General features: G+C 38.6%; 24 protein-coding genes and 1 pseudogene. 7 read left to right on the top strand and 18 right to left on the bottom strand.

The window, feature by feature from the left end; all coding sequences use genetic code 11:
* The coding region (locus AC1D69_RS22005; protein WP_495458273.1) for an IS3 family transposase at positions 1-129 on the top strand (129 nt) is incomplete at its 5' end.
* A 60-nt stretch (positions 130-189) separates the two neighbouring features.
* Here AC1D69_RS22005 and AC1D69_RS22000 read toward each other — a convergent pair.
* Positions 190-555: a LysR family transcriptional regulator substrate-binding protein gene (locus AC1D69_RS22000; protein ID WP_495458272.1), complete on the bottom strand. Its 366-nt coding sequence runs from the start codon at positions 553-555 to the stop codon at positions 190-192.
* A 47-nt stretch (positions 556-602) separates the two neighbouring features.
* On the opposite strand from AC1D69_RS22000, the gene AC1D69_RS21995 reads away from it, so the two are divergent.
* From AC1D69_RS21995 to AC1D69_RS21985, 3 genes are all read left to right on the top strand, one after another.
* A complete protein-coding gene (locus AC1D69_RS21995; RefSeq protein WP_495458265.1) occupies positions 603-1,340 on the top strand; it encodes an SDR family NAD(P)-dependent oxidoreductase in 738 nt (245 codons plus the stop codon).
* A gap of 78 nt (positions 1,341-1,418) precedes the next feature.
* Entirely contained in the window at positions 1,419-1,685 is a 267-nt protein-coding gene (locus AC1D69_RS21990; RefSeq protein WP_495458264.1) for a hypothetical protein, read from the top strand.
* A gap of 19 nt (positions 1,686-1,704) precedes the next feature.
* Positions 1,705-2,640 carry an MFS transporter gene (locus AC1D69_RS21985; RefSeq protein WP_495458263.1) on the top strand — a complete coding sequence of 312 codons (936 nt, stop codon included), beginning with the start codon at positions 1,705-1,707 and terminating at the stop codon, positions 2,638-2,640.
* 193 nt (positions 2,641-2,833) lie between these two features.
* On the opposite strand, the gene AC1D69_RS21980 is transcribed toward AC1D69_RS21985, so the two are convergent.
* Both AC1D69_RS21980 and AC1D69_RS21975 read right to left on the bottom strand, forming a co-directional pair.
* Complete coding sequence (locus AC1D69_RS21980; protein WP_495458262.1) at positions 2,834-4,252, bottom strand: protoporphyrinogen oxidase; 1,419 nt, start codon at positions 4,250-4,252, stop codon at positions 2,834-2,836.
* A gap of 58 nt (positions 4,253-4,310) precedes the next feature.
* Positions 4,311-4,698, bottom strand: a pseudogene (locus AC1D69_RS21975) (potassium channel family protein).
* A 220-nt stretch (positions 4,699-4,918) separates the two neighbouring features.
* Between AC1D69_RS21975 and AC1D69_RS21970 the strand changes: the two are divergent.
* Together AC1D69_RS21970 and AC1D69_RS21965 are read left to right on the top strand one after the other, a co-directional pair.
* Positions 4,919-5,950 carry an ROK family transcriptional regulator gene (locus tag AC1D69_RS21970; protein WP_495458261.1) on the top strand — a complete coding sequence of 344 codons (1,032 nt, stop codon included), beginning with the start codon at positions 4,919-4,921 and terminating at the stop codon, positions 5,948-5,950.
* A gap of 32 nt (positions 5,951-5,982) precedes the next feature.
* Positions 5,983-6,543 (top strand): maltose acetyltransferase domain-containing protein, encoded by a 561-nt coding sequence (locus tag AC1D69_RS21965; RefSeq protein ID WP_495458260.1) that lies wholly within the window; start codon positions 5,983-5,985, stop codon positions 6,541-6,543.
* A gap of 761 nt (positions 6,544-7,304) precedes the next feature.
* Here AC1D69_RS21965 and AC1D69_RS21960 read toward each other — a convergent pair.
* From AC1D69_RS21960 to AC1D69_RS21925, 8 genes are all read right to left on the bottom strand, one after another.
* On the bottom strand, positions 7,305-8,285 hold the full coding sequence (locus AC1D69_RS21960) for an aldo/keto reductase (RefSeq protein ID WP_495458259.1): 981 nt from the start codon (positions 8,283-8,285) through the stop codon (positions 7,305-7,307).
* A 228-nt stretch (positions 8,286-8,513) separates the two neighbouring features.
* Entirely contained in the window at positions 8,514-9,146 is a 633-nt protein-coding gene (locus tag AC1D69_RS21955) for a GntR family transcriptional regulator (RefSeq protein ID WP_495458271.1), read from the bottom strand.
* A gap of 22 nt (positions 9,147-9,168) precedes the next feature.
* A complete protein-coding gene (locus AC1D69_RS21950) occupies positions 9,169-9,873 on the bottom strand; it encodes a hypothetical protein (protein WP_495458258.1) in 705 nt (234 codons plus the stop codon).
* A 27-nt stretch (positions 9,874-9,900) separates the two neighbouring features.
* Complete coding sequence (locus AC1D69_RS21945) at positions 9,901-12,033, bottom strand: hydantoinase/oxoprolinase family protein (RefSeq protein ID WP_495458257.1); 2,133 nt, start codon at positions 12,031-12,033, stop codon at positions 9,901-9,903.
* Between the two features lie 91 nt (positions 12,034-12,124).
* Positions 12,125-13,474, bottom strand: a complete 1,350-nt coding sequence (locus AC1D69_RS21940; RefSeq protein WP_495458256.1) for a citrate transporter — start codon at positions 13,472-13,474, stop codon at positions 12,125-12,127.
* 206 nt (positions 13,475-13,680) lie between these two features.
* Entirely contained in the window at positions 13,681-14,238 is a 558-nt protein-coding gene (locus AC1D69_RS21935) for a GNAT family N-acetyltransferase (protein WP_495458255.1), read from the bottom strand.
* A 304-nt stretch (positions 14,239-14,542) separates the two neighbouring features.
* On the bottom strand, positions 14,543-15,070 hold the full coding sequence (locus AC1D69_RS21930) for a GrpB family protein (RefSeq protein ID WP_495458254.1): 528 nt from the start codon (positions 15,068-15,070) through the stop codon (positions 14,543-14,545).
* Positions 15,071-15,090: 20 nt separating this feature from the next.
* Positions 15,091-16,329 carry an MFS transporter gene (locus tag AC1D69_RS21925; RefSeq protein WP_495458253.1) on the bottom strand — a complete coding sequence of 413 codons (1,239 nt, stop codon included), beginning with the start codon at positions 16,327-16,329 and terminating at the stop codon, positions 15,091-15,093.
* 103 nt (positions 16,330-16,432) lie between these two features.
* Here AC1D69_RS21925 and AC1D69_RS21920 point away from each other — a divergent pair, with 103 nt between their 5' ends.
* The gene (locus AC1D69_RS21920; protein ID WP_495458252.1) at positions 16,433-17,326 is read left to right on the top strand and encodes a LysR family transcriptional regulator; all 894 of its coding nucleotides are present in this window, start codon (positions 16,433-16,435) and stop codon (positions 17,324-17,326) included.
* Between the two features lie 101 nt (positions 17,327-17,427).
* Here AC1D69_RS21920 and AC1D69_RS21915 read toward each other — a convergent pair whose 3' ends face one another.
* From AC1D69_RS21915 to AC1D69_RS21885, 7 genes are all read right to left on the bottom strand, one after another.
* Positions 17,428-17,697: a hypothetical protein gene (locus tag AC1D69_RS21915; RefSeq protein ID WP_495458251.1), complete on the bottom strand. Its 270-nt coding sequence runs from the start codon at positions 17,695-17,697 to the stop codon at positions 17,428-17,430.
* Between the two features lie 4 nt (positions 17,698-17,701).
* Positions 17,702-18,205: a GNAT family N-acetyltransferase gene (locus AC1D69_RS21910; protein WP_495458250.1), complete on the bottom strand. Its 504-nt coding sequence runs from the start codon at positions 18,203-18,205 to the stop codon at positions 17,702-17,704.
* Between the two features lie 124 nt (positions 18,206-18,329).
* Entirely contained in the window at positions 18,330-18,806 is a 477-nt protein-coding gene (locus tag AC1D69_RS21905; protein WP_495458249.1) for a phosphotransferase-like protein, read from the bottom strand.
* Positions 18,778-18,891, bottom strand: a complete 114-nt coding sequence (locus AC1D69_RS21900; protein WP_495458248.1) for a phosphotransferase-like protein — start codon at positions 18,889-18,891, stop codon at positions 18,778-18,780. The genes AC1D69_RS21905 and AC1D69_RS21900 overlap by 29 nt, the downstream gene beginning before the upstream one ends.
* A gap of 76 nt (positions 18,892-18,967) precedes the next feature.
* On the bottom strand, positions 18,968-19,414 hold the full coding sequence (locus AC1D69_RS21895; protein ID WP_495458247.1) for a DinB family protein: 447 nt from the start codon (positions 19,412-19,414) through the stop codon (positions 18,968-18,970).
* Positions 19,415-19,437: 23 nt separating this feature from the next.
* On the bottom strand, positions 19,438-19,947 hold the full coding sequence (locus AC1D69_RS21890; protein ID WP_495458246.1) for a GNAT family N-acetyltransferase: 510 nt from the start codon (positions 19,945-19,947) through the stop codon (positions 19,438-19,440).
* A 59-nt stretch (positions 19,948-20,006) separates the two neighbouring features.
* On the bottom strand, positions 20,007-20,954 hold the full coding sequence (locus AC1D69_RS21885; protein ID WP_495458245.1) for a phosphodiester glycosidase family protein: 948 nt from the start codon (positions 20,952-20,954) through the stop codon (positions 20,007-20,009).

Genomic DNA, 20,954 nt, shown 5'->3' with positions numbered 1-20,954 from the left:
AAGCAAGCATATGATGGAATCTTTCAGTATATTGAATTCTTTTATAACCGTAAACGTATCCACAGTAAACTTGGTTATTTATCGCCGGTTCGCTTTGCTGCGCTCTTTCAAAAGAAGAAGAATGCGTAATAAATTTCTTAACGGAGTGTCTACTTTCTTGACGGTGGTCCACATTTCCTGTTATTCACTTTATATTCCGTCGTAATACTCCTTACAATGGTTAATGAATTCAGTCGTCAAATTTGACCGATATTGATAACGATGAATCGCAAGACCAATAGTCCTCTTGAATGATGATTGTTCAATTCGTAAATGCTTAATGTGATCTGGATAAAGATTAATAGATGATTTAGGAGAAAAGGAAATACCACGTCCATTTTTCACGAGTTGCAAAATAATAGTTGGCTCCTCCACTTCATATTGATATAAAGGACTGAAATGCATTTGTTCGCAATACGAATCTGTTAATTTTCTAAAACTAAAATCCTGATTCAATCCGATAAAAGATACATCATGCAATGCTAATAAGTTAACTGATTCTTTTTGAGCTAGAATATGGTCGTTAATGCATTGTATTCGAATAAGAAGGGGTTGTATATAGAATGAGATTAAAAGGTAAAGTTGCGATTATAACAGGTTCCGCATCAGGTATGGGTCGAGAAGAAGCTATTCGTTTTGCACAAGAAGGCGCTAAAGTCATCGTCGCAGATTTAAACATTGAGGGTGCTAAAGCAGTTGCAAAAGAGATTGAAGCATTCGGTGGACAAGCGGTCGCCGTTGCTGTGAATGTAACAAAAACAGAAGACATTCAAAACATGGTGAAATCTGCAGTAGATTCATTTGGCCCAATTGATATTGTAGTAAACAATGCTGGTGTATTTGATAAGTATGCCACATCTTTAGATACATCATTAGAACAATGGAATTTCTTAGTTAATATCAACTTAACAAGTGTATTTGAAATTTCGAATGCCGTATTACCTAGCATGATTGAACGTGGTACAGGATCCATTGTTAATATTGCATCTGTCGCTGGTTTAGTGGCTGGTAAAGGTGGCGCAGCGTATACAGCTACCAAGCATGCTGTAATAGGTTATACCAAACATTTAGCTTCTGAATATGCTCGTTATGGTATTAAGATCAATGCCATTTGTCCAGGCACCATTGAAACACCATTAGTTAAGGATGTATTAGCTAATATTTCCAAAGAGCCTGTACCCACTCGACGTTTTGGTCAAGTTGATGAAGTAGCTGATTTAGCTGTATTCTTAGCCTCTGATGAAGCTAAATTTATGAGTGGTGTTGCCGTACCAATCGACGGTGGATTCACAATTCAATAAAACAATATTATTAAAATAATATTGGGTTCGGAGAAGATCTGATGACATCAGATCTTTTTTAACGGGAGGAGATATATCATGAATAATAAGAAAAAAGGTATTCACTATGCTTGGTGGATCCTGGTGGCAAGTGCCGCCATCTATGCAGCAAGTGCAGGAATTATCGTAAGCTGTGCAGGACTTCTATATCGTGCAGTGAGCGCAGATCTTGGTGTTGGAATTGCAGAAATCAGTTTGTATACTACATTGATGTATTTCACCGTAACCCTATTTCTTCCTTTTGCGGGTAAAATATTAAAAAAACGTCGATTTACGTATTTTATTAACGAGTACGGGGATTATTAACGCTTTAGCTTTTAGATTAATGGGTACCTATCACTCCGTATTCCCATTCTATATTTCAGGTGTATTACTTGGTATTGGTATGGCTTTCATGGGTATTGGGGGAGCCATATTCGCTCCTATTACAGGGGTACTTATTGATTCGATTGGCTGGAGAAGCACTTATATGTTATTAGGTATGATTGTGGCTATCTTAATCCTCCCATTCTCTATTTTCATTATTCATAAAGATCCCTCTGAATTAAATATGACAGCCCTAGGTACTAGTGAAGAAAAAGAAAATTCTGCAATATCAGTAGCACCCGAAGCTGGCGTAACAAAATCTGTAGCTCAGAAATCAGGTGCTTTTTATTTAATTATGCTCTTTACTGGATTATTCGGATTAGCATCAACCGTGAGTTTTCATGTACCTAACTTCGTACAGTCAAATGGATTTAGTGCTACACTTGCAGCAACCGTCGTGACCTGCGTTACCATCGGTCAAACCGGAGGTAAATTCTTACTTGGGGCTATTAACGTGAAACTTGCACTCTTAACTGAGATTGGTGGAGGACTGCTCGGTGTGATTGTCTTATTAATTAGCGATTCACTGGGTGTAACTTCACTTTATCTTGGCAGTTTATTATTTGGTATTGGTTTCTCAGGTAGCACACTATTACCGCCCGTCGTTATACGCGAAGTATTTGGAAATCGTGATTATGCTTCGATCTATACAACCATCATGTCTGCTTCACCATTGGGTGTAGCATGTGGTACTACTTTATTTAGCTACATTTTTGATAAAACAGGTTCATATTATATCGTCTTTATCATTGTTACTATCATGTTCATAATTGCAATCAGTTCTAGTTTGTATTCGCTATTGTGGAAAAGAAAACTATCCATTTGGCACGGATATCGGGGAAATATAGGACGAAGAGTCTCTTTTATCGATCCACATAGTACCTTCATAAGGTGAGTTCATTCTGATTAGCTGACAATCAATAAAAAAGGAACAGACGGCACAAGTACCGTCTGTTCCTTTTTGGACTATTAAGATCCATTTCTTCATCGCAAATCGTGACACCCACCTGATTAACAAAATACGATGTCACTTTCTGAATAAGACCGTTTGGCTTCGCACACATGCCATCGCCATTAGCTAATTCAATCTACTTCATCGAAGCATTCGAACTCGAATTCGAACTAAGCTTCTCATGAATAAGTTCTGCCGTCTTCTCGCCATTCGCAATACAATCCGGAATACCCACACCGTAATAAGAACATCCAGCGAGGATCACATTTGGATAGTGTGTAGCCATCTTCTCCTCAAGAGATTCTACGATCTGATGATGACGGATATGATAATTCGGCATTACATCGTGCCATTTCGTCACATCGTAAGTCATAGGTTGTCCTGTAATACCAAGACTGATCTGAATGTCATGCAGTGCAACTTCCAGTAACTCCTCTTCTGAGAGCTTGATCAACGTATCATAATGGGGTCCTGAACTCTTATAAAATAATCTAACTAGAAGACGTTGATGCTCGGATGTATGCTCCCATTTGCGGCTTGTCCATGTGCAGGCATTGCATTTCACATCGTCGCTGTTGTTTGTAATGAATCCCGTTCCATCTGCTGGTAGTTGACCGTCTGGGATATCGAATCCTAGATACACACTGATGAGAGAACTATTAAATAATTGATTGAAATCCTCGTTCAATTCCTCATCTTGGAGCAATGCTTGAGCAGTGGAATGCATGGTTCCAAGTACAACCACATCTGCATCCAGATTACGACCATTTGCAAGTGATACCCGGTATTGATCTCCGTACTTATCTACTCGTTCAGCTTGAATCCCTTTGATGATCTCTATATCAGACAAGTTCTGCTCCATAGAGTCAATTAATGCAGATACCCCATTCTTGAAAGACATGAATTTCTTATCGCCTTTCCCTTGGAATTGGGCCTTATTTGCTGATAATCCTTGAATAATACTACCATATTCATTCTTATAGTCGATTAGATAAGGAAGAGTTGATGCAATCGTTAGATCATCCAGCTTTCCAGAATATACTCCTGAGAGGACAGGTGAAATTTGCTTCTCCACAAGTTCCTTTCCTAGAAAAGCTTCAAGAAAATCACCAACAGAATCATCTTTCGTAAACTTGTCATTGGGGATGTACAAATCTTTAAGTGCCTCAACCTTACCTTCAGCGGAGACTAAGTCTGTCTTGGCAAGCGATTCGATACTTAAGGGTATTCCAAATACTGAATCTTTCGGAATTTGCTTAAGTTTACCTTCTGTATAGATATAGGATATTCCTGTTGCATTATATACAACTTCATCTTGAAGACCAAGTTCCTCAATCAGGGGAGCGACATTTGTCTTACGTGTTACGATAGAATCCGCACCGGACTCCATTGTGAACTCTCCATCATGGAGTGTTCTAATCTTGCCACCAAGCCGATCACTACCTTCTATCAGCACGATCTTAACGTCTAAGTTACTCTTCTGTACAGATTTCTGTAGATAGTAAGTGGTGGATAATCCGGTTACTCCTCCACCTATCACAACGATTGTTCTCAACGCATTGACACCTACTTCCATAGTTAAGTTCTGATTCAAATCAATTGATTACATTATATCATAGGGATTTAAAGGAAATTACATACCATTCGTGACGTTCATCTGACAACCAAGTTGAACTGGAAAAGCCGTCCTTTTTCAAAGACGGCATATGACCCACCATTCCTATGAACAGACCTGTTCCCACGATGATATAGATCATGGTGAAGATTTTGAATTTTGCCAAGGGATGTCTGAGGTTCAAAGCTAGGATGTCCTACAGTGCTTAGCGTAATCACGCAAAAATATAACGCATCCAGAACAGAAAGTCCTTCTTCTTTGGTGTAGAATAACGTCCCTGATATCAGCAAGAGCACAATCAGAAAGAATAATACCTGGAACTTTTTAAGTTTAAACGCATGAAATATGCCACCCAGAAGACGTTTCGCTGTAAGTAAAAAAGACATTGTTGAAACCACATTCTTCCTATCCAATGCATGTAGGGCTGTAAATAATTTATGTCATGAAATAATTATAACGGTTCTTGTTTGTCTATTCAAATGCCCTTCTTTAATCTGCAAGGTTAACATTATTGCTAATAAAAATAGTTTTTGATATTATTGCTCTAGCTTATTAAATATGTTTAATAAGCAGTTTTTTCAGGTGAATTTAGGAGGTGAATCGATATTGAACGACTTACTCACAACTCCAAAAGATATGAAGAAAGTCATCCATCGTAATATCCGTGCTGCCCTTCTAACACATGAAAGTTCTACAAAGGTTGAATTGAGTCACCAACTCGGTATTAGCTTCCCTACTATTAGTAAATTTTTAAAACAAATGGTGAATGACGGGGAACTTATACTAGGGGATCTGGATCATTCTAGTGGAGGAAGAAGAGCTCAGAGATATGCTTACAATCCGGAGTATATGCTAGGCTTAGCTATCTATTTAGAGAAATCAGAAACACATTATACCGTTTTTAATTGCTTTGGAGAAGTGAAAGAACAAGGCACAACATTAAGTTTCCTCATGGATGACATTCTAAGCTTAACGAAGTACATTGAAGATATTATTGTGAAATATCCTAGAATCCGTGCCATATCGATTGGTGTTCCTGGTTCGGTCAACGAAGGTCGAATTATATATATATATGGCTATGAACAATTCCATAATTATGATTTAAAAGGATACTTTGAAGATCATTTTTCTATACCTGTCGTCGTAGAGAACGATATGAACGCAGCAGTTTATGGATTCAACAAAACAAGTGATAATCACGATTATACCTCTCTAGTCTACTTATATTTCGGTCAAAATGGTCCTGGTGCCGGTATTATGATCAACGGAGATGTTGTACGAGGAAGTACCTTTTTCTCAGGGGAAGTTTCATTTGTGCCCATGTATGATGACCGAAATTTCATGCAAGTGTTAAAAAGCGGAAGCGAACCTGGGAAAGTAAGTATTAATCATACAGAAAAGATTGATGCGATTAGTCGATTGGTGGCTTTCTTTGCAGCTACGATTAACCCCCACTCTGTTATTTTTTGCAACGATGAAGTAAACGAAGCTCTCACAAACCAAATCATCACAAAGAGCGCAACCTATATTCCGGAAGAACATCTTCCTGTACTGACCACCAGTGATTGGAAACAGGATTATTTACATGGATTACAGCAACTTGGACTAGCCCTCATGATCGCCGAAATTAACAGATAAGATTCCAGCCATAATAAGGAGTTGTAAATACAATGAAAACAGAAAAAGAGAAAATGTTGAATGGTGAGTTGTATCAGGCCATGGACCCCGTATTAACAAATGAACGATCAAACGCACGGAGACTAACCCGGTTATTCAATCAAACAATAGAATCAGAACATACAGAAAGAATAGAGCTACTAAAAGAACTGTTCGGTTCGACAGGAACCAATCTATACATTGAACCTACATTCCGTTGCGATTATGGATATAATATCCATGTTGGCGAGAATTTCTTTGCTAATTTTGATTGTGTCTTTTTAGATGTGTGTGAGATTCGGATCGGTGATAACTGTTTCATAGCACCAGGAGTCCATATCTATACCGCTACTCATCCATTGAATGCCATGGAAAGAATCACAGGTGCAGAATATGGGAAACCAGTTACGATAGGTCATAATGTCTGGATTGGCGGAAGATCCGTCATCAACCCTGGTGTTACAATAGGCAATAACGTAGTGATCGCTTCGGGTGCTGTCGTAACCAAAGATGTACCAGATAACGTTGTAGTAGGTGGAAATCCCGCGAAAGTAATCAAACCAATTGATGGGTAGTACGTATTCTATCTTTACGGATGTACTCTATATAGCAAAACAACCTGGTAGCATATGTCTACCAGGTAACTATCTGAACTCTTATAATCTACATCTGAACTCTTACAATCTACTTCTGGGCTCTTACAATCTAAAAGTAAGAGTAAGAATAGTGACTCTCTTGTTTTAACGCATCCATAGTCACACTAGGCAGACTAATCTTGAACAAATGTACCAATTCGTCATTATACACGCATCAGATGGCGGAGAGCCAATCTCCTAAAGCTAGATAGAGACATATTTAGAAAGAAAAAAATATACTTTGTTTGCTAGAGACATATTTAGAAGGAATTTTTCCAGCTAAAGTGGTTTGAAGTTGAGTAATATACAATCTAACTGGAGAAACTCCTGTTAGATTAGAGTATTCAACCAAATTAACTACATTTTCGAGTGATTAACTGGGTAATTTCCAGTTAATTCATTATTGAAAGAGGAATCCCGGGAATTAGATGGAGAGTTTCCTGCTAATTGAGTTCATGAAAGACGTTCTGATGTTCTGATGTTCTGATGTTCTGAGTTTCTGACGTTCTGATGTTCTGACGTTCTGAGCTAACTTATCTCGATCGATTGCTGCCTTTTACAACGAATAGATAAGAAAGACCTGAAGCATTTATATAATATTTCGCATATGTCTGTACCCTAGCTGTTCACCTTCTGAACAATCATACGTTATGGTTGATAATTTACTCACTACACTACCACCCACCGTATAGTTTATTATCTCATTCCGCACCAATGACTGGATGTGGGACATAAGGCTCTTCCAGAGATGCTATCTCTTCCGTTGTAAGCGTAATCGATAGAGCAGCTACTCCATCCTCAAGATGAGACATTTTTGTAGCACCGATAATTGGAGCTGTTACAGGTTCTTTCTGCAACAACCAGGCAAGAGCGATTTGTGCACGAGGAACGCCATGTTTCTCTGCAATTGCCGCCACGCGCTCTACAATTACACGATCCGTATTGGAAGTACCATCGTATTTAGATTTCTGAACTTGATCCGTTTCGGAACGATGAGTGGACTCCGACCAATCACGCGTCAATCTTCCTGATGCGAGTGGGCTATATGGAATTACACCAATTTTCTCTTCCTTACACAGGGGTAGCATCTCCCGCTCCTCTTCACGGTATATGAGGTTTAGATGATTCTGCATGGATACAAATTTCGTCCATCCATTCTTTTCTGCTACGTGTAATGCTTTAAGGAACTGCCAAGCGTACATGGCAGAAGCGCCAATGTATCTTGCTTTTCCAGCCTTAACAACATCATGTAATGCTTCCATCGTCTCTTCAATAGGAGTATTGTAATCCCAGCGATGGATTTGATAAAGATCTACATAATCGGTTCCTAATCGCAACAGGCTCTTATCAATTTCACTCATGATTGCCTTTCGGGAAAGGCCAGCACCATTCGGACCTTCATGCATCCGAAAATGAACCTTTGTCGCAAGAACAATCTCATCACGATTGGCATAATCATTTAGTATTCGTCCAACAATCTCTTCACTTGTTCCATCTGCGTACACATTCGCCGTATCAAAGAAATTGATACCTTGCTCCAGTGCTTTTTTTATTATAGGACGACTGTGCTCTTCATCAAGTACCCATGGGTGAATCCACCGATCTGCGATACCAAAGCTCATGCAACCAAGACAAAGCCGAGATACATCCAATCCTGTATTCCCCAGTTTTACATAGTCCATTTCATGTTTCCTCACTCTCTATCGAATTTCAAAGTTTACTCCCTTGGGTTAACTCCATGCCAATATAATTGTAATAGACACCTTCCAACCTACTGACTTTAATCTTAACAAAATTAACCTCATCTGCAAGTAGTTTCAAATCTCAAGATGACATAAACAGCACGCACGATTAATAGAATCGGTACGCGCTGTTAGCTTTTTCAACATATATGATTACAGTGGTTTCCTTCAGAAAAAATGTGGATATTGCACGGACATCCTTTCCACCTGCTCCAATAGGCTATTGGAGTGCTCTATCACAACTTTACGCATAGCAGCTACATCACGCCTACGGATTGCCTCCACCATTTGTACATGTATATCAATATCGGATTGGTCTACCCCTTGCATCTTCACATACAACAACCGAATTCGATTATAATGGGAGGCTACCTCTTCAATTGTAGACCAAGATAGGTCTTCACCTGCCGTCTCAAAAATAAGCTGATGAAACCGATTATCCTTACAATAAAATTCAAAGTAATGTTTTTTATCCATATACTTCTTTTGTGTATTGATCAGTTCTTGCATGGTATCCGCAACCAGTTCGCTACATTTCCGGATAAATTCATCCACAACCGCAGATTCCAATGAAGTTCTAATAAACCACTCCTCACGAACTCTTTGCAAATCAATTTTGGATACAACTGTTTTTCGCTGTGGATAGATTTCCACCAATCCTGACTGTTGAAGACGAACGACGGCTTCACGCACAGGGGTCCTACTGACACCATAGCGTTCAGAGAGCTTCTGCACACTGACATCCATGCCCGGCTCCAACGTCATATTCATGATATCTTCTCTTATTTTATTGTAAGTCACATCATTTAATGAAACACTAGTATTAAGAGTCTTCAACGGTTTCCCTACACCTTCCTAAACTCACACCTAGAACATCACGATATATTTTCTCCGCACTGGAAGAATCATAGCTATAGTATAAAAGAACATCCAGCATAAAGGGAGAATAGTTCAGGTTATTCAATTCCTTGGTGAATGCCATGGCTCCGATTTCACTCAAAGTCCGTATTGTGGAGTAGTTCTTATATCCCATGAAATTCCACAAACAGATTTTTTCGGTCCGTGTATAGATTTCCTGTTCATTATCATCCTCTATTAAATGGAAGATTTCATGCCCCAAAATTGTATCCATTATATCGTTTTGCTGAACAAGTTTATACAACATGACATCCGTTCCCGACAACAGTTGAACGGCCCGTTGCACCGGCTCTTCCATAATTTCGATTCTGTTCGGTGGAGTGTAATTGGCAAAAAGCACACGCTTCCCTGTCATTTTAGAATCCCGAAACTCAATATTCACCTTTAACTTTGTCGCAATCATACGTATATCTTTGCTACCATATTCACGGATGACTCGCTGCGCATATTCTTTTCCACATGCAATTGCCTTATGAATCATCTCCGTCTTTTTGTCCAATGGAATCCGCTGGTTTAGAATATCTCTTGAAAATGCATACAATCCCCAAGTCTGATCGTCTACCTGCAACAAATGATGAATCATCTCTCCTAACTTGACTTGATCCTGCATACTTCCTCCGTTCCGCTTAGACAATCGTTAACTTTGCTTGATATTAGCTGCTACCACAATCACATCTGTATCTGGTTCAAAAGTTGAAACTTCGATATCCATTAATAATTCCAGCTGTTCAAAATCAGATGCGGTAAAATCCATAACACGAGCACCAATGCATAGATAATAATCTGGTCTGGCAATAAGTTCCGTCTGATAGACGGCCATATTCTCCCATAACTTCTTCACTGCATTTAGGTATTCTCCTGCAGTTGTCTTGATGACCATGGCACTCCCTCTTTGCACTTTGATGAAGCCTTTAGTGTCTAGAATACGTATGGCACCCGCGTCTCCAGCTTTTCCAACCTTTTCTCCAAAAATTTGTATATATCTTGTCTTTTCCAATAGCAGCGTCTGATCGGTTGAAATTCGCATATCTTTCGCGGCTAGTTGCATGAGCTCATCTTCCGTACATTCCTTTAGAAGCTCGGTGGTTTTCACTTCCGTTGAGCCGGTAGCAATCGCTGTTACTTTGGAGGTTTGCGGATCAATATCAATATGAACTTCGATGCTTTCCGGTGTTGCTCCACTTTGAATGGCCTTGTTCATCGCTTCCATCTTGATCGCACTGATCACCTCTTTTGAAGGCGAAGGGATGATTCGCTCCACGACATCTCTGACCATCGACAGAGCAACACCAATGGAGGAAATAACCTCTGCGTTCTCAGGAATGCTATACTTCAGTTTCATTTTTTCAGCAAAATACACAATTAGGGAAGCTGCTCCGCCTCCAACACCCACTAAGGATATCTGATCTTTCTCTAATTTATATTTTTCTGCAAGAGATAGAATAACCGGTTCAATCTTTGCATATGACTTTTCCATAATCTGCTGTGCAATATCTTCGATCGTTGTTCCACAATAATCTGCCAATGCCTGCATGGCCTTTCTGGCCGACTCCACATGACCATAGGAAAAATGATCCGGCTTCACTAGTCCAAGAACGTTAGCTGCACACGAATTCGTTATTGTCACACGCTCACCATTATCCAATGAAATGGCCACATAATCTGCCGGATCACCCGGCTTCGGAGAGAAAAACTCAACCTGTGCTCCTTTGATGTTGCCCGGATCTGTATATACCGAGTATTCCAATCCTGCGATATGAGCGGATCTTGGTCCCACATCGATAATTCCATTTTTATTCGCACGAACCATTGAGCCTCCAGCTACACCAAGAACGCGCACATCCAAAGAATTGACATACGTCGGATGTCCACCAACGATCGAATAATCAATCGCGGGTCGTCCGTTTTTGATAACACCGATATTGGTAGTTGTTCCTCCTACCTCAAAATACACACCATTAGAGGCTCTCAAATACATCAAAGACCCCATAACCGAAGCAGCTGGACCGGAAAGCATCGTAAGTACGGGACGTTTCTTCATTTCACTGATTTCCATAACACCTCCGTCGCCTCTCATAATCATCAGAGGAACATGGACGCCAGCTTCTCTTACAGACTGTTCCGTTGAATTAGCTGTATCCAACATTTTGGGGAGAATACTTGCATTAATAGCAGCTGTTCTGGTTCTTCTAGTCAATCCGTACAATTTCGTAATATCGGAAGCCATTGTAGTAGGAATGCCCTTTTTCTCGGCTTCGTTATATACGATTTCTTCAGGTCTGCCATTATCTACGCCAAAAGCCATGGAAGGAACAACAACCTGCGCTCCCTGGCTGATTAGATCATTGATGACCTGTACCACGGATGCTTCCGACATTTTCTTCGTATTAATAAAGCTATTAAATATTCTGATCTGTTTGTTGTTTCCCAGATCAATATTTTGCAATTTCGTTTGTTTTTTAGCTAAGAAACCTTCTACGCCACCTTTACTCATCCCAATGATGCCAACTCGTGCGATATCTCCTTCAATAAGCGCATTTGTCGCTTGTGTTGTACTATGGGCAACAAAGACCACATCTTCCGGTTTAATGTTATTTTCCTCTAAGCAATTCTGGAAACACTTCACAACACCACCCGCTACACCTTTCTCATGATCATGCGTCGTTTTTACGGATGATTTCCCTATAATTTCTTGTGTTTCGTTATCAATTGCAACTGCTTTTGTATGCGTTCCTCCAACATCGATTCCCATTCTTACCATTCTGTCCATGGTTCCCCTCCGCCCTTTAATACAACATTGTTATATGTTTGGATAACCGGCTCCTCTACTAAACCTAGTAGCCGGTTATCATGAATCCAACTTAAACTAAGTGTCCGTACATAAAGAATACAACTGCGCATAGGATGATCCCGATAATCCAGCCTGTAGGTATGGACATCTTCATATATTCCTTTGCAGGTACCTTCGTGTAACCAAAGCCCCATGCAACCCATGACTGGGTGACATCCAAATGCTGAGGAGCAACGGTTGTAATAGCGAATAATGGATACAAGAATTGTACGGGCCACACCGCTGTTGATACGACCACAGACAGGATAGCAGCGCCGGATCCAACCAAGTTCATAGGACCCCGGAAGAAACCAAGCGGTGTTAAGATGGCAAATACGATACATAACAGCAACGCGGTCGTAGGCATTGCCCCACCCAGTAAGAGTTTAAAGTAAGGTGAAGCATAGTTTGCTGCATTGTTAAACATAGACAGGGTTAGCAAGAATCCGATCATTGGTGCTACATCGATAGCTCCATCTGCAAACTGTTTCGACAACATTCTGGAAACGTTTGCAAAACCCCCTTTTAATTTGCCACAAGTTACTAAGGCGAATAAAGCTGCAATGATAAACCCGAGAATAATCGGTATTTTGAACACAATCACTCCAATGACCGGAAGAATGATTGAAATCCACGAAATAGCAGGTGCATCAACTGTATTTCCAGCATCAGGCGTTGCTGCCCATGCACGGGAAATCTTCTTCTTATTCAAGAAAAGGTTAGCCATAATCAGGACAACAACCAGCGAAACAGCCATACCAATGATGCCGAAGGAAAAGTATGTATTATAATCATAGCTGGCATAACTTTCATTGGCAGAAGTAAAGAAAGCCTGATATTGTGTGAAGTTAACGATGTTTCCGAAAATTCCCGCCATAATGGATCCCATGAAAGCGAACAAGGCGATCGGGGAAGGAATTCCAAGTGACAACATGATCGGCAATACAATAACAGCAATGGAAATAACCGGTCCGATTCCTGTCATCGATGTAAAAATAACAGCTGTAACGATACATAAAAGTGACATGGTTACCCTTGGTTTGTCTCCACCGAGTTCTACCACCTTACGAATTAAAGTGGCGGCAATTCCAGTGTCAATCAGAACTCTTCCAAAGAATGCGCCAAAGAAAATATTGACAAGAATGGCTTTACCATAATTCTCAGGTCCCGTCTGGAAGACATTCGTCAAAACATCAATTAGCGATTTCCCTTCCATAGCTGAGGTTGGCGAAATTGCATTTCCGATCAATGCAACCGATGTCCATAATACAGACATGACAAAAAATCCAACCATAAGGTTATATCCCTTAACGCAATACCACACTAATCCAAAAAATGATAAGACCATAATGAAACCGATTACATAATTAGTCGCATCCACAAAATGCCCTCCTTTAATTGGTTAAGGTACAACTTTGTAACACGACTTATACTATGACTAACATGTTACTCAGTATGACTGACATGTTAGTTAATTTTAAAAAAAATATCACCTCAGTGAAATGAGCGCGTTCCTGCAGCCAATCACTCTAGTTTTGATTTGATATTCTTAAGCATATCTCCTCCAAAATAATCATGGAATTATTATCATATCATCTTGGTTTCTGACGCATCATATTCTATTAGCCAGCAATCTCTTAATTCTCCTTCATGCCATTCATATTTATCAAGATACTTCTTCTTAATAAATCCATTCTTCTCATAAACCCTAAGCGCTCTCATGTTCAAAGCCTGCGGATCCATCACTATTTTATTGGCTCCTTTAATCCCTATCAAATATTTAACCGTTTCTTGTATCACAAGTGTGCCAATTCCTCGGTTCCAGAAGTCAGATTCCCCAATGAATTGATCCATTCCATAGATTGTGCCCTTATAGTCTTTATAATCATAGTTTTCCTTCTCTTCATCATCAATGATGTAGAACTGAATGTACCCGATATCAACGGAATTGTATTGAATTATGCATTGAGTAATTTCTTCGCGATCCTCGTAAAAATGTTTTTTGACTAATTCCATATTATGAGGTCGATCACGACCTTCATAGAACTCCAATACTACGGGATCTGAGAGCCACTTCACAAGTAAATCTGCGTCTTCGTCTTCAAGTGTTCTAATACTTATATCTTGTTCGCAAAATAGTATCATTGAGTCTAATCTCCTATTATTTATTTATTGATATTTAGATTACGTGTTTTTCATAAAATATTATTGTCATTTTATCGTTGACCACTTTTGCTTCTCCTGTTCTCTTATAACCTAACTTTTCATATAGGTAACAATTACCTTGTTCTTGCATAATTGTGTCTAACTCCCACACGGTTGCGTCATTATAAATATCTTCAATTATTGCAAATGCCTTTTGGGAAAAGCTTTGATCTGCATTTCATGAATAGTTGATGCTTCACTTAATCCCGATTTGACTAGAGAAATCTCCATATTGTAATCCCCCCTATTTCCACCCGATCTCTTGACTCCATTTATTTGCCTTCATCATAATTTTCCATACGATTTCAGTCTTTCCTTCAACGTATCTTTCTCTTTGATCTCTAAATTGGTTTGCTAGATCATATTTGGCTTGTGCATATTCATTTCTTTCAGTCTCATGTTCTCTTAAAAAGTCCCGAAACAATAGATTGAATTGTTCTGACCAACTCCCCGATTCTCTAACATGAATGTGGGTTCTTCTCATTCCCTGTGTTTCTCTAAAATATTTCTTAGTCAGGTCTGAGTTATCTTGCCTATAATGGAATCCTAGTTTACAAAGTCCCCTTTTAACTTCTTCAATATCGTTTAGATCGTTTACAGACATTTGAATATCAATGATTGGCTTAGAAGCTAATCCAACTATGGCAGTAGATCCAATATGATCAATTCTGATTAGTAAGGCTCCGAATTCATTTACGATTTGATTGCGCAGCAACTCAAACATTACAGGCCATTCCTCATTGTAAGGTTCAATGATAACTGCATCCTTCATTTTCGAGATCACCCACTTATTTAATTATCTTTAACTGTCCCTGTATGCAGAGACTGACCCGATTTCTTCGCTGCTGTACGATGATGGAAGAGCCAATATACAACTATAGCCATGAAAGCTATCATTGCTGAACCCATGTACATCATACGATAATTACTAAAAGAAGCTATTAACCCTAAGAAATAAGAGCCTACACCGTATCCAAGATCACTTAATAAGAAAAAAGTCGCTGTCGCGGCACCACTACGTTTTATCGATACTTGCTTAATAGCTATATTTTGCAAACAAGGGTTTAGAATTCCGTAACTAAATCCCATCATCATTCCCGCTACTAGAATCATCCATGCTTGGTTGGCCTGACTTAATAATAACATCCCAGCAACAAACAGGATAATGGAAGGGTAGAAGAAATAGTGGTCAGGATACCGATCCAGTAATTTTGCAACAAACGGACGAAATCCTACAATCATCACCGCATATAAGATGAAAAATAGACCCGCCATGGCGGACAAATCAAGTTCATTTGTATATGAAGCTAAAAACCCAGACAATGCACTATAAGAAAAAAATAAGCAAAAGGAAACGATTGAAATTGGGATGGCTTTTACTTCAATAATATCTCGCCAAGTTAATGAACGCTTCTTCTGTGGTGCTGCTTGTGTTGATTCTTGAATTTGTATACGCCACATGAACAATAATGCTAATGCAGAAAGAATACAAACTAGTATTAAAATAATGTATATATTTTCGCTTTTCCATAAAAACAAACCGAGTGATGGACCAATAACCATCGCAAGGTTAAGGAACATCCCAAAATAGCCAATCCCTTCTCCTTGTCGATCAACCGGCAAAATAGAAATAACTGTTGTATTTGTAGCAGTAGAAGCAATTGCGTAGCTCATACCGTGTATAAATCGTACGACTAAAAATAATAATAACCCATTCTTCACACCAAAATAACTAACAGAAGCGATAAAGAAAATTGAAAATCCGATAACTCCCAACTTTTTCTTACCAAATCGATCAACAAAAAAACCTGAAAATAGTCGAGCGAACACACTTCCGAGAACATAAATGGTAATGACTAACCCCATTTGTTGCTCATCACCGTGTAAACCCACTTGTACATATAACGGTAGAACAGTAGCAAGCATGTAAAACATAAGACCGATTAAAAAATTACTCCCACATAAATAAATATAATTTTTGCTCCATATACTTGATTGTTTCAAAATTAAAACATTCCTCTCTAAGCTCATTCTTGCATCTTACTGGCCTTGCTTATTATATTATTAAGTTTTGTTAATGTATAATTAATAAAACTTAAGCTTTACATTAGATTTACTAATAAGGAGAGGTTCAATGAATTTCGAACAACTGCAGTACGTTAAAGTTGTCGTAGAATTTCAATCGATTACGATTGCTTCTCAACAACTGTTCGTCACACAATCTGCCATCAGTCAATCAATTACCGCATTAGAAAAGGAATTAAATGTTGTTTTATTTCACCGTTCACGTCATGGAACTATTCCAACTGAAGACGGAATATGGTTGTTACCAAAGCTCATGGAGATTTATCAAAAAACGCAGGAGATTAAACTAGAAATCAAATCTCGCACTTCACAACTTGCTGGAGAAGTCACCATCGCCACCATCCCAAGTCTCTTTATGACATTACTACCAGAAACGTTAGCGACGTTCAAAAAGGATTACCCTCTCGTGAATTATCAAATTTTGGAACTAGAAAATAATGAAGTAATAGAGGCTATTCAACAGAACAAAGCAGATATCGGCTTTATCGCATTAACGCATGATTTGAGTCACTTTAGCTCATCCATTTTTTTTCAGAACCTACAGGTAACGAGTCAATATTATTTACTTGTCTCTGCTAGTTCACGATTTGCTTTACATTCAGAAATCACATTAGAGGAAGTATTAGAGGAGCCCTTCATTTTGTATGGGGAACATTTTTATCCGAATTTAATACGTAATTTTTCAGCCAAATCAAGTGAACAGACCATTCTCTTTCAATCTTATAACTCGGAAGTCATAAAAAAATCAGTAATGGCTGGGTTAGGAGTCAGTATTCTTTCTAATTTGATGATTGAGGAGGATCCATATATTTTAGATGGACGTATTAAGGCAATTAAGTTAATCGGATACCCTTTTCAAATGCCACTCTCTTATAGTTTGATTTATCATCAAGATTTGAGGAGAAGCCCACTCATTCAAAAGCTGGCAGCTTATTTCAATTAATTTCATAGTGAGAAATGGAGTATATAACTAAGAAAAACCGAGCGTAAACCCTGCCCGGTAATTTTGATAATAAGCGTAGACACCGCTGTTGAATATGCACTCTAGACTTTCTCATCAATTATATGTTTGTTGTCATCTTGTTTGTTGTCATCTTGTTTGTTGTTATTTTGTTTATTCATTTCAGTTCTCAAATAATGCACTTCACTTATTAAATCTTCAATTTTTTTCGATGTTTTTGATGAATCTACACCATAACGTACAATTGCCGCAACGATAAGAAACCCAATAGTAATACTACAAAGGCTCCAGCGACTTCCATCTAGATTACAACTCCCTACTTCATTACGTACTTTTAGTTTATACTTATACACGATTCTATAATTTTTTGGTTAAGTAGAGAACAATATCATGGTCTATTGAAACAGTTTCCCCATATTCAACATAATGCTGTCCATTAAATAACCCTCTACCATCTGGGACATAACCACGCTTTACATACAGAACTTGAGCCTTACCATAATCAGCAAATACACCTACTCCGATTCCAGCAACCGATGATCTTGCGCTTATTATTTCTTCTGCGCGATCCATTAGTTTTGTGCCAATACCTAATCTTCTATAATTTAATAAAACGTTAAAATCATTAACTTCCGGTATACTTTCCTCCCTAAATGCAGGATAATACGATTTCCAAATCACATTTACATACCCAGCAAATTGTCCATTCACTTCGGCAATCAATGTCACTCTTTCCCCGTTATTCTGCTCAATAGTGTATCTCTCATAAAGAGAAATAGGCTTGTCCCACCCGTGTTCTTTAAAAGCATCCGAAATAATTTTAGGGTCATTTTCAGTTATTTGTCGTATTGATATGTTCATAATTGATCTCACTTTCCTCAATATCTTGATTTTCTTGATTAATGATTAGACTTATCTTGTAACCATTCCCGTTCAAGAAGTGAGTAGACAATGGCTTGTAAAGCGACGTCGTTTTAAGTAATTTTTAAATTGCTTTTTCACCATACATTCTATTGAATGCATTGATATCTATCAATACTTGTAAGTTATCAATGATTTGTTGCGCACATTCTTCTAATGAGTTTTCATAGGTATTTACTTCAAGATCGTATATCTCACGACCATATATTTGCTCCAATTGAGATTTAGCTTGACCAATATCTCTATCTCCTCGTTCTTTTTCCCGTCTTTCTAATTCTACTAAAGGACAATTTACCTGAACAAATAACACTGGTAGGGCATGTATGTGGGTAACACATTCATCCAACCATCCTTCCATTTCTGGAATATCTAATATTACGTGATCAACAATTACATTTAACCATGATTCACTAAATGCAGCGATACTTTTATGCATTCCAGAAACACTCATCCTAAGAGTAGCCCAGAAATCTTGGTTCAAGTGCTTTTTAGGTGCCATGTCTTCAAATGTATCAAGTGAAAAAATGAAAAAACGGTTCAACTAACATTTCTTGAAGCTTCTTAGTTAGACTGGTCTTTCCGGAACTTGAGGTTCCGTTTAGAAATATAATATTTCCTTTTGTCATAGGAATTTCCCTTTCTTGATTATCATCTATTAAACCCCTTAATCTCTTACATCGATCCACCTGACGAGATTCATCTCTATCTTGTGAAAGTAATATAATCAATATTAACTGGTTCATTACCATTTGCTCGAAGTCGCGAGTTAATCTGTCCTCGATGATAATGACCATGAAGTGCTACGTGAATTAATATTTCTCGTATAGAATTTTTAAACGCTTTACCACTACCATTTCTGTATGTTATTAAGTTATCTAGGTCAGTTGTAGCTATTTCATCGAGATATGCTTTGAAATTTTCTTCATTTTGCTTCATACGTTTTGCACAGATTGTTATATCACTATCCGACCAGATAGGCATTTGTGAACTGTCCATACCTTTTAATCTAGTTAGCCATACCTGTTCAGCATTTAGAATATGAGAAAATAAACTTAGTTCCTGCTCTCCTACTTCTGCATTTTGCAATGCTTCTAGAATGCTTTGATTAGCCCAAGTTAAATGTTCAAACATGTTATGAATGGTTTCCAATGGTATCGCCTCCTAAGTTACATTTAATTAAACGTCTTTCCCATATAGTATTCATCTATGTACCTTCCATCGATATTCAATGACTTTTTCTTTATGCCTTCAATTTCAAATCCCATTTTCTTATAAAGAGATACTGCAGCTTCATTGTGAACCATTACAGATAATTCAAGTCTCTTTATTCCTGACCCTATTCTCCAATTTTCAAGAGTATTATATAGTTCTGTGCCAATCCCTTGGCTTGTATAATCTTTTAATATGCCAACAACTATATATCCAACATGCTTAATTCTTTTAACTTTTCCGCCATTTACGATGAGATGCCCAACGAGTTGATTATCATGTTCTGCGACAAAAATAGTTGAGTCTTCATACGTGATTTGAGAGTGTACAAACTCTCTATGACGTTCAACTGTCGTGGTTCTCTCCCCTGGTTCATAAAGCATAAACTTTGTTTCATTATCAAGTTTGATACACAAGGATAAGTGATTTTCTGCGTCTTCATCTTTGATTTCCCTTATATTAACCACTTGCATTACCCCTTTTCTAATAAAAATATCATTTCTCCGTTGATATTACTATCGCTAGACGTTTTCTAGTGACTTTCCCCGTTGACCACGATCATCTGTAGCACCGTTCGGGCATCACCCTCCAGTTTCATATTACCAGCAAGTAGTTGTGAGGATCCGTCCCCGTCTAAAAATATAGCCTCATTCAAATTTCCATCAGCAATATTGCTCTTAATAGCAGTGCGAAATTGTTCCGCCGTACATTTGGTAGAAGTGACCACCAGATATATTTTCCCTGAATTATCGTAGGCCATTGCACTGCGAAGGCGTTCGTCATCAGGAAACGGAAGTCTTTCTTCTTTGACGGCTAGGTTATACCACTTGCTATCGTCCTTTAAATTCATACTTACTCCGCCCTGCGCCCAGAACTTCGTTGCGTCTGTCATATCCAGATCGTCGACGCTTGCAGCTCGTTGCACCTCGATCTTCCTTGTTACCCGATCGTAAAGAATGGTTCCTCGGGCGTATTTGACGTTAAACCAACCTGAGCCGTATTCTTTAGGACTTCCGTTTACGGGCAGGCCATCCATAACCGCAATGCTCAACAAATGATTCCCCCAAAAGAATCCACCATTGATTCCATTGGTTCCTGACCGCACGACGTTGTCGTCTATGCTGTTAAGCGAAATACTACTTGGTTCTGTCTGAAGCACATGTAGCGTAATCCCATTATCTGCAGGTATTTGAAAGTACTTAAATCCTTCTGAAATACTACCGTCTTTACTTAAGAACCATATAGATACACTTCCCAATATTAGAATGAGAGCGCACAAGTAAATCGGGACGGAACGTCGTATAATTGAAGACCCCTTATTTCCAGTTACTTTCATCTCTTCACAGTGGAGACATGCGACTTTAGTCGTGTGAGGAAACTGTGTCGCTGAAAGCGAATTGTACTTATCCTGAATAATAACATACTCCACACCTTTCTTCTGATTCTCACTACTCACTTCACTAAATATATGATATAACAT

It is taken from the genome of Paenibacillus sp. Y301 (genome assembly GCF_059445505.1).
Note: the sequence above shows the minus strand (reverse complement) of the source record. Positions and strands in the feature narration are given on the sequence as shown.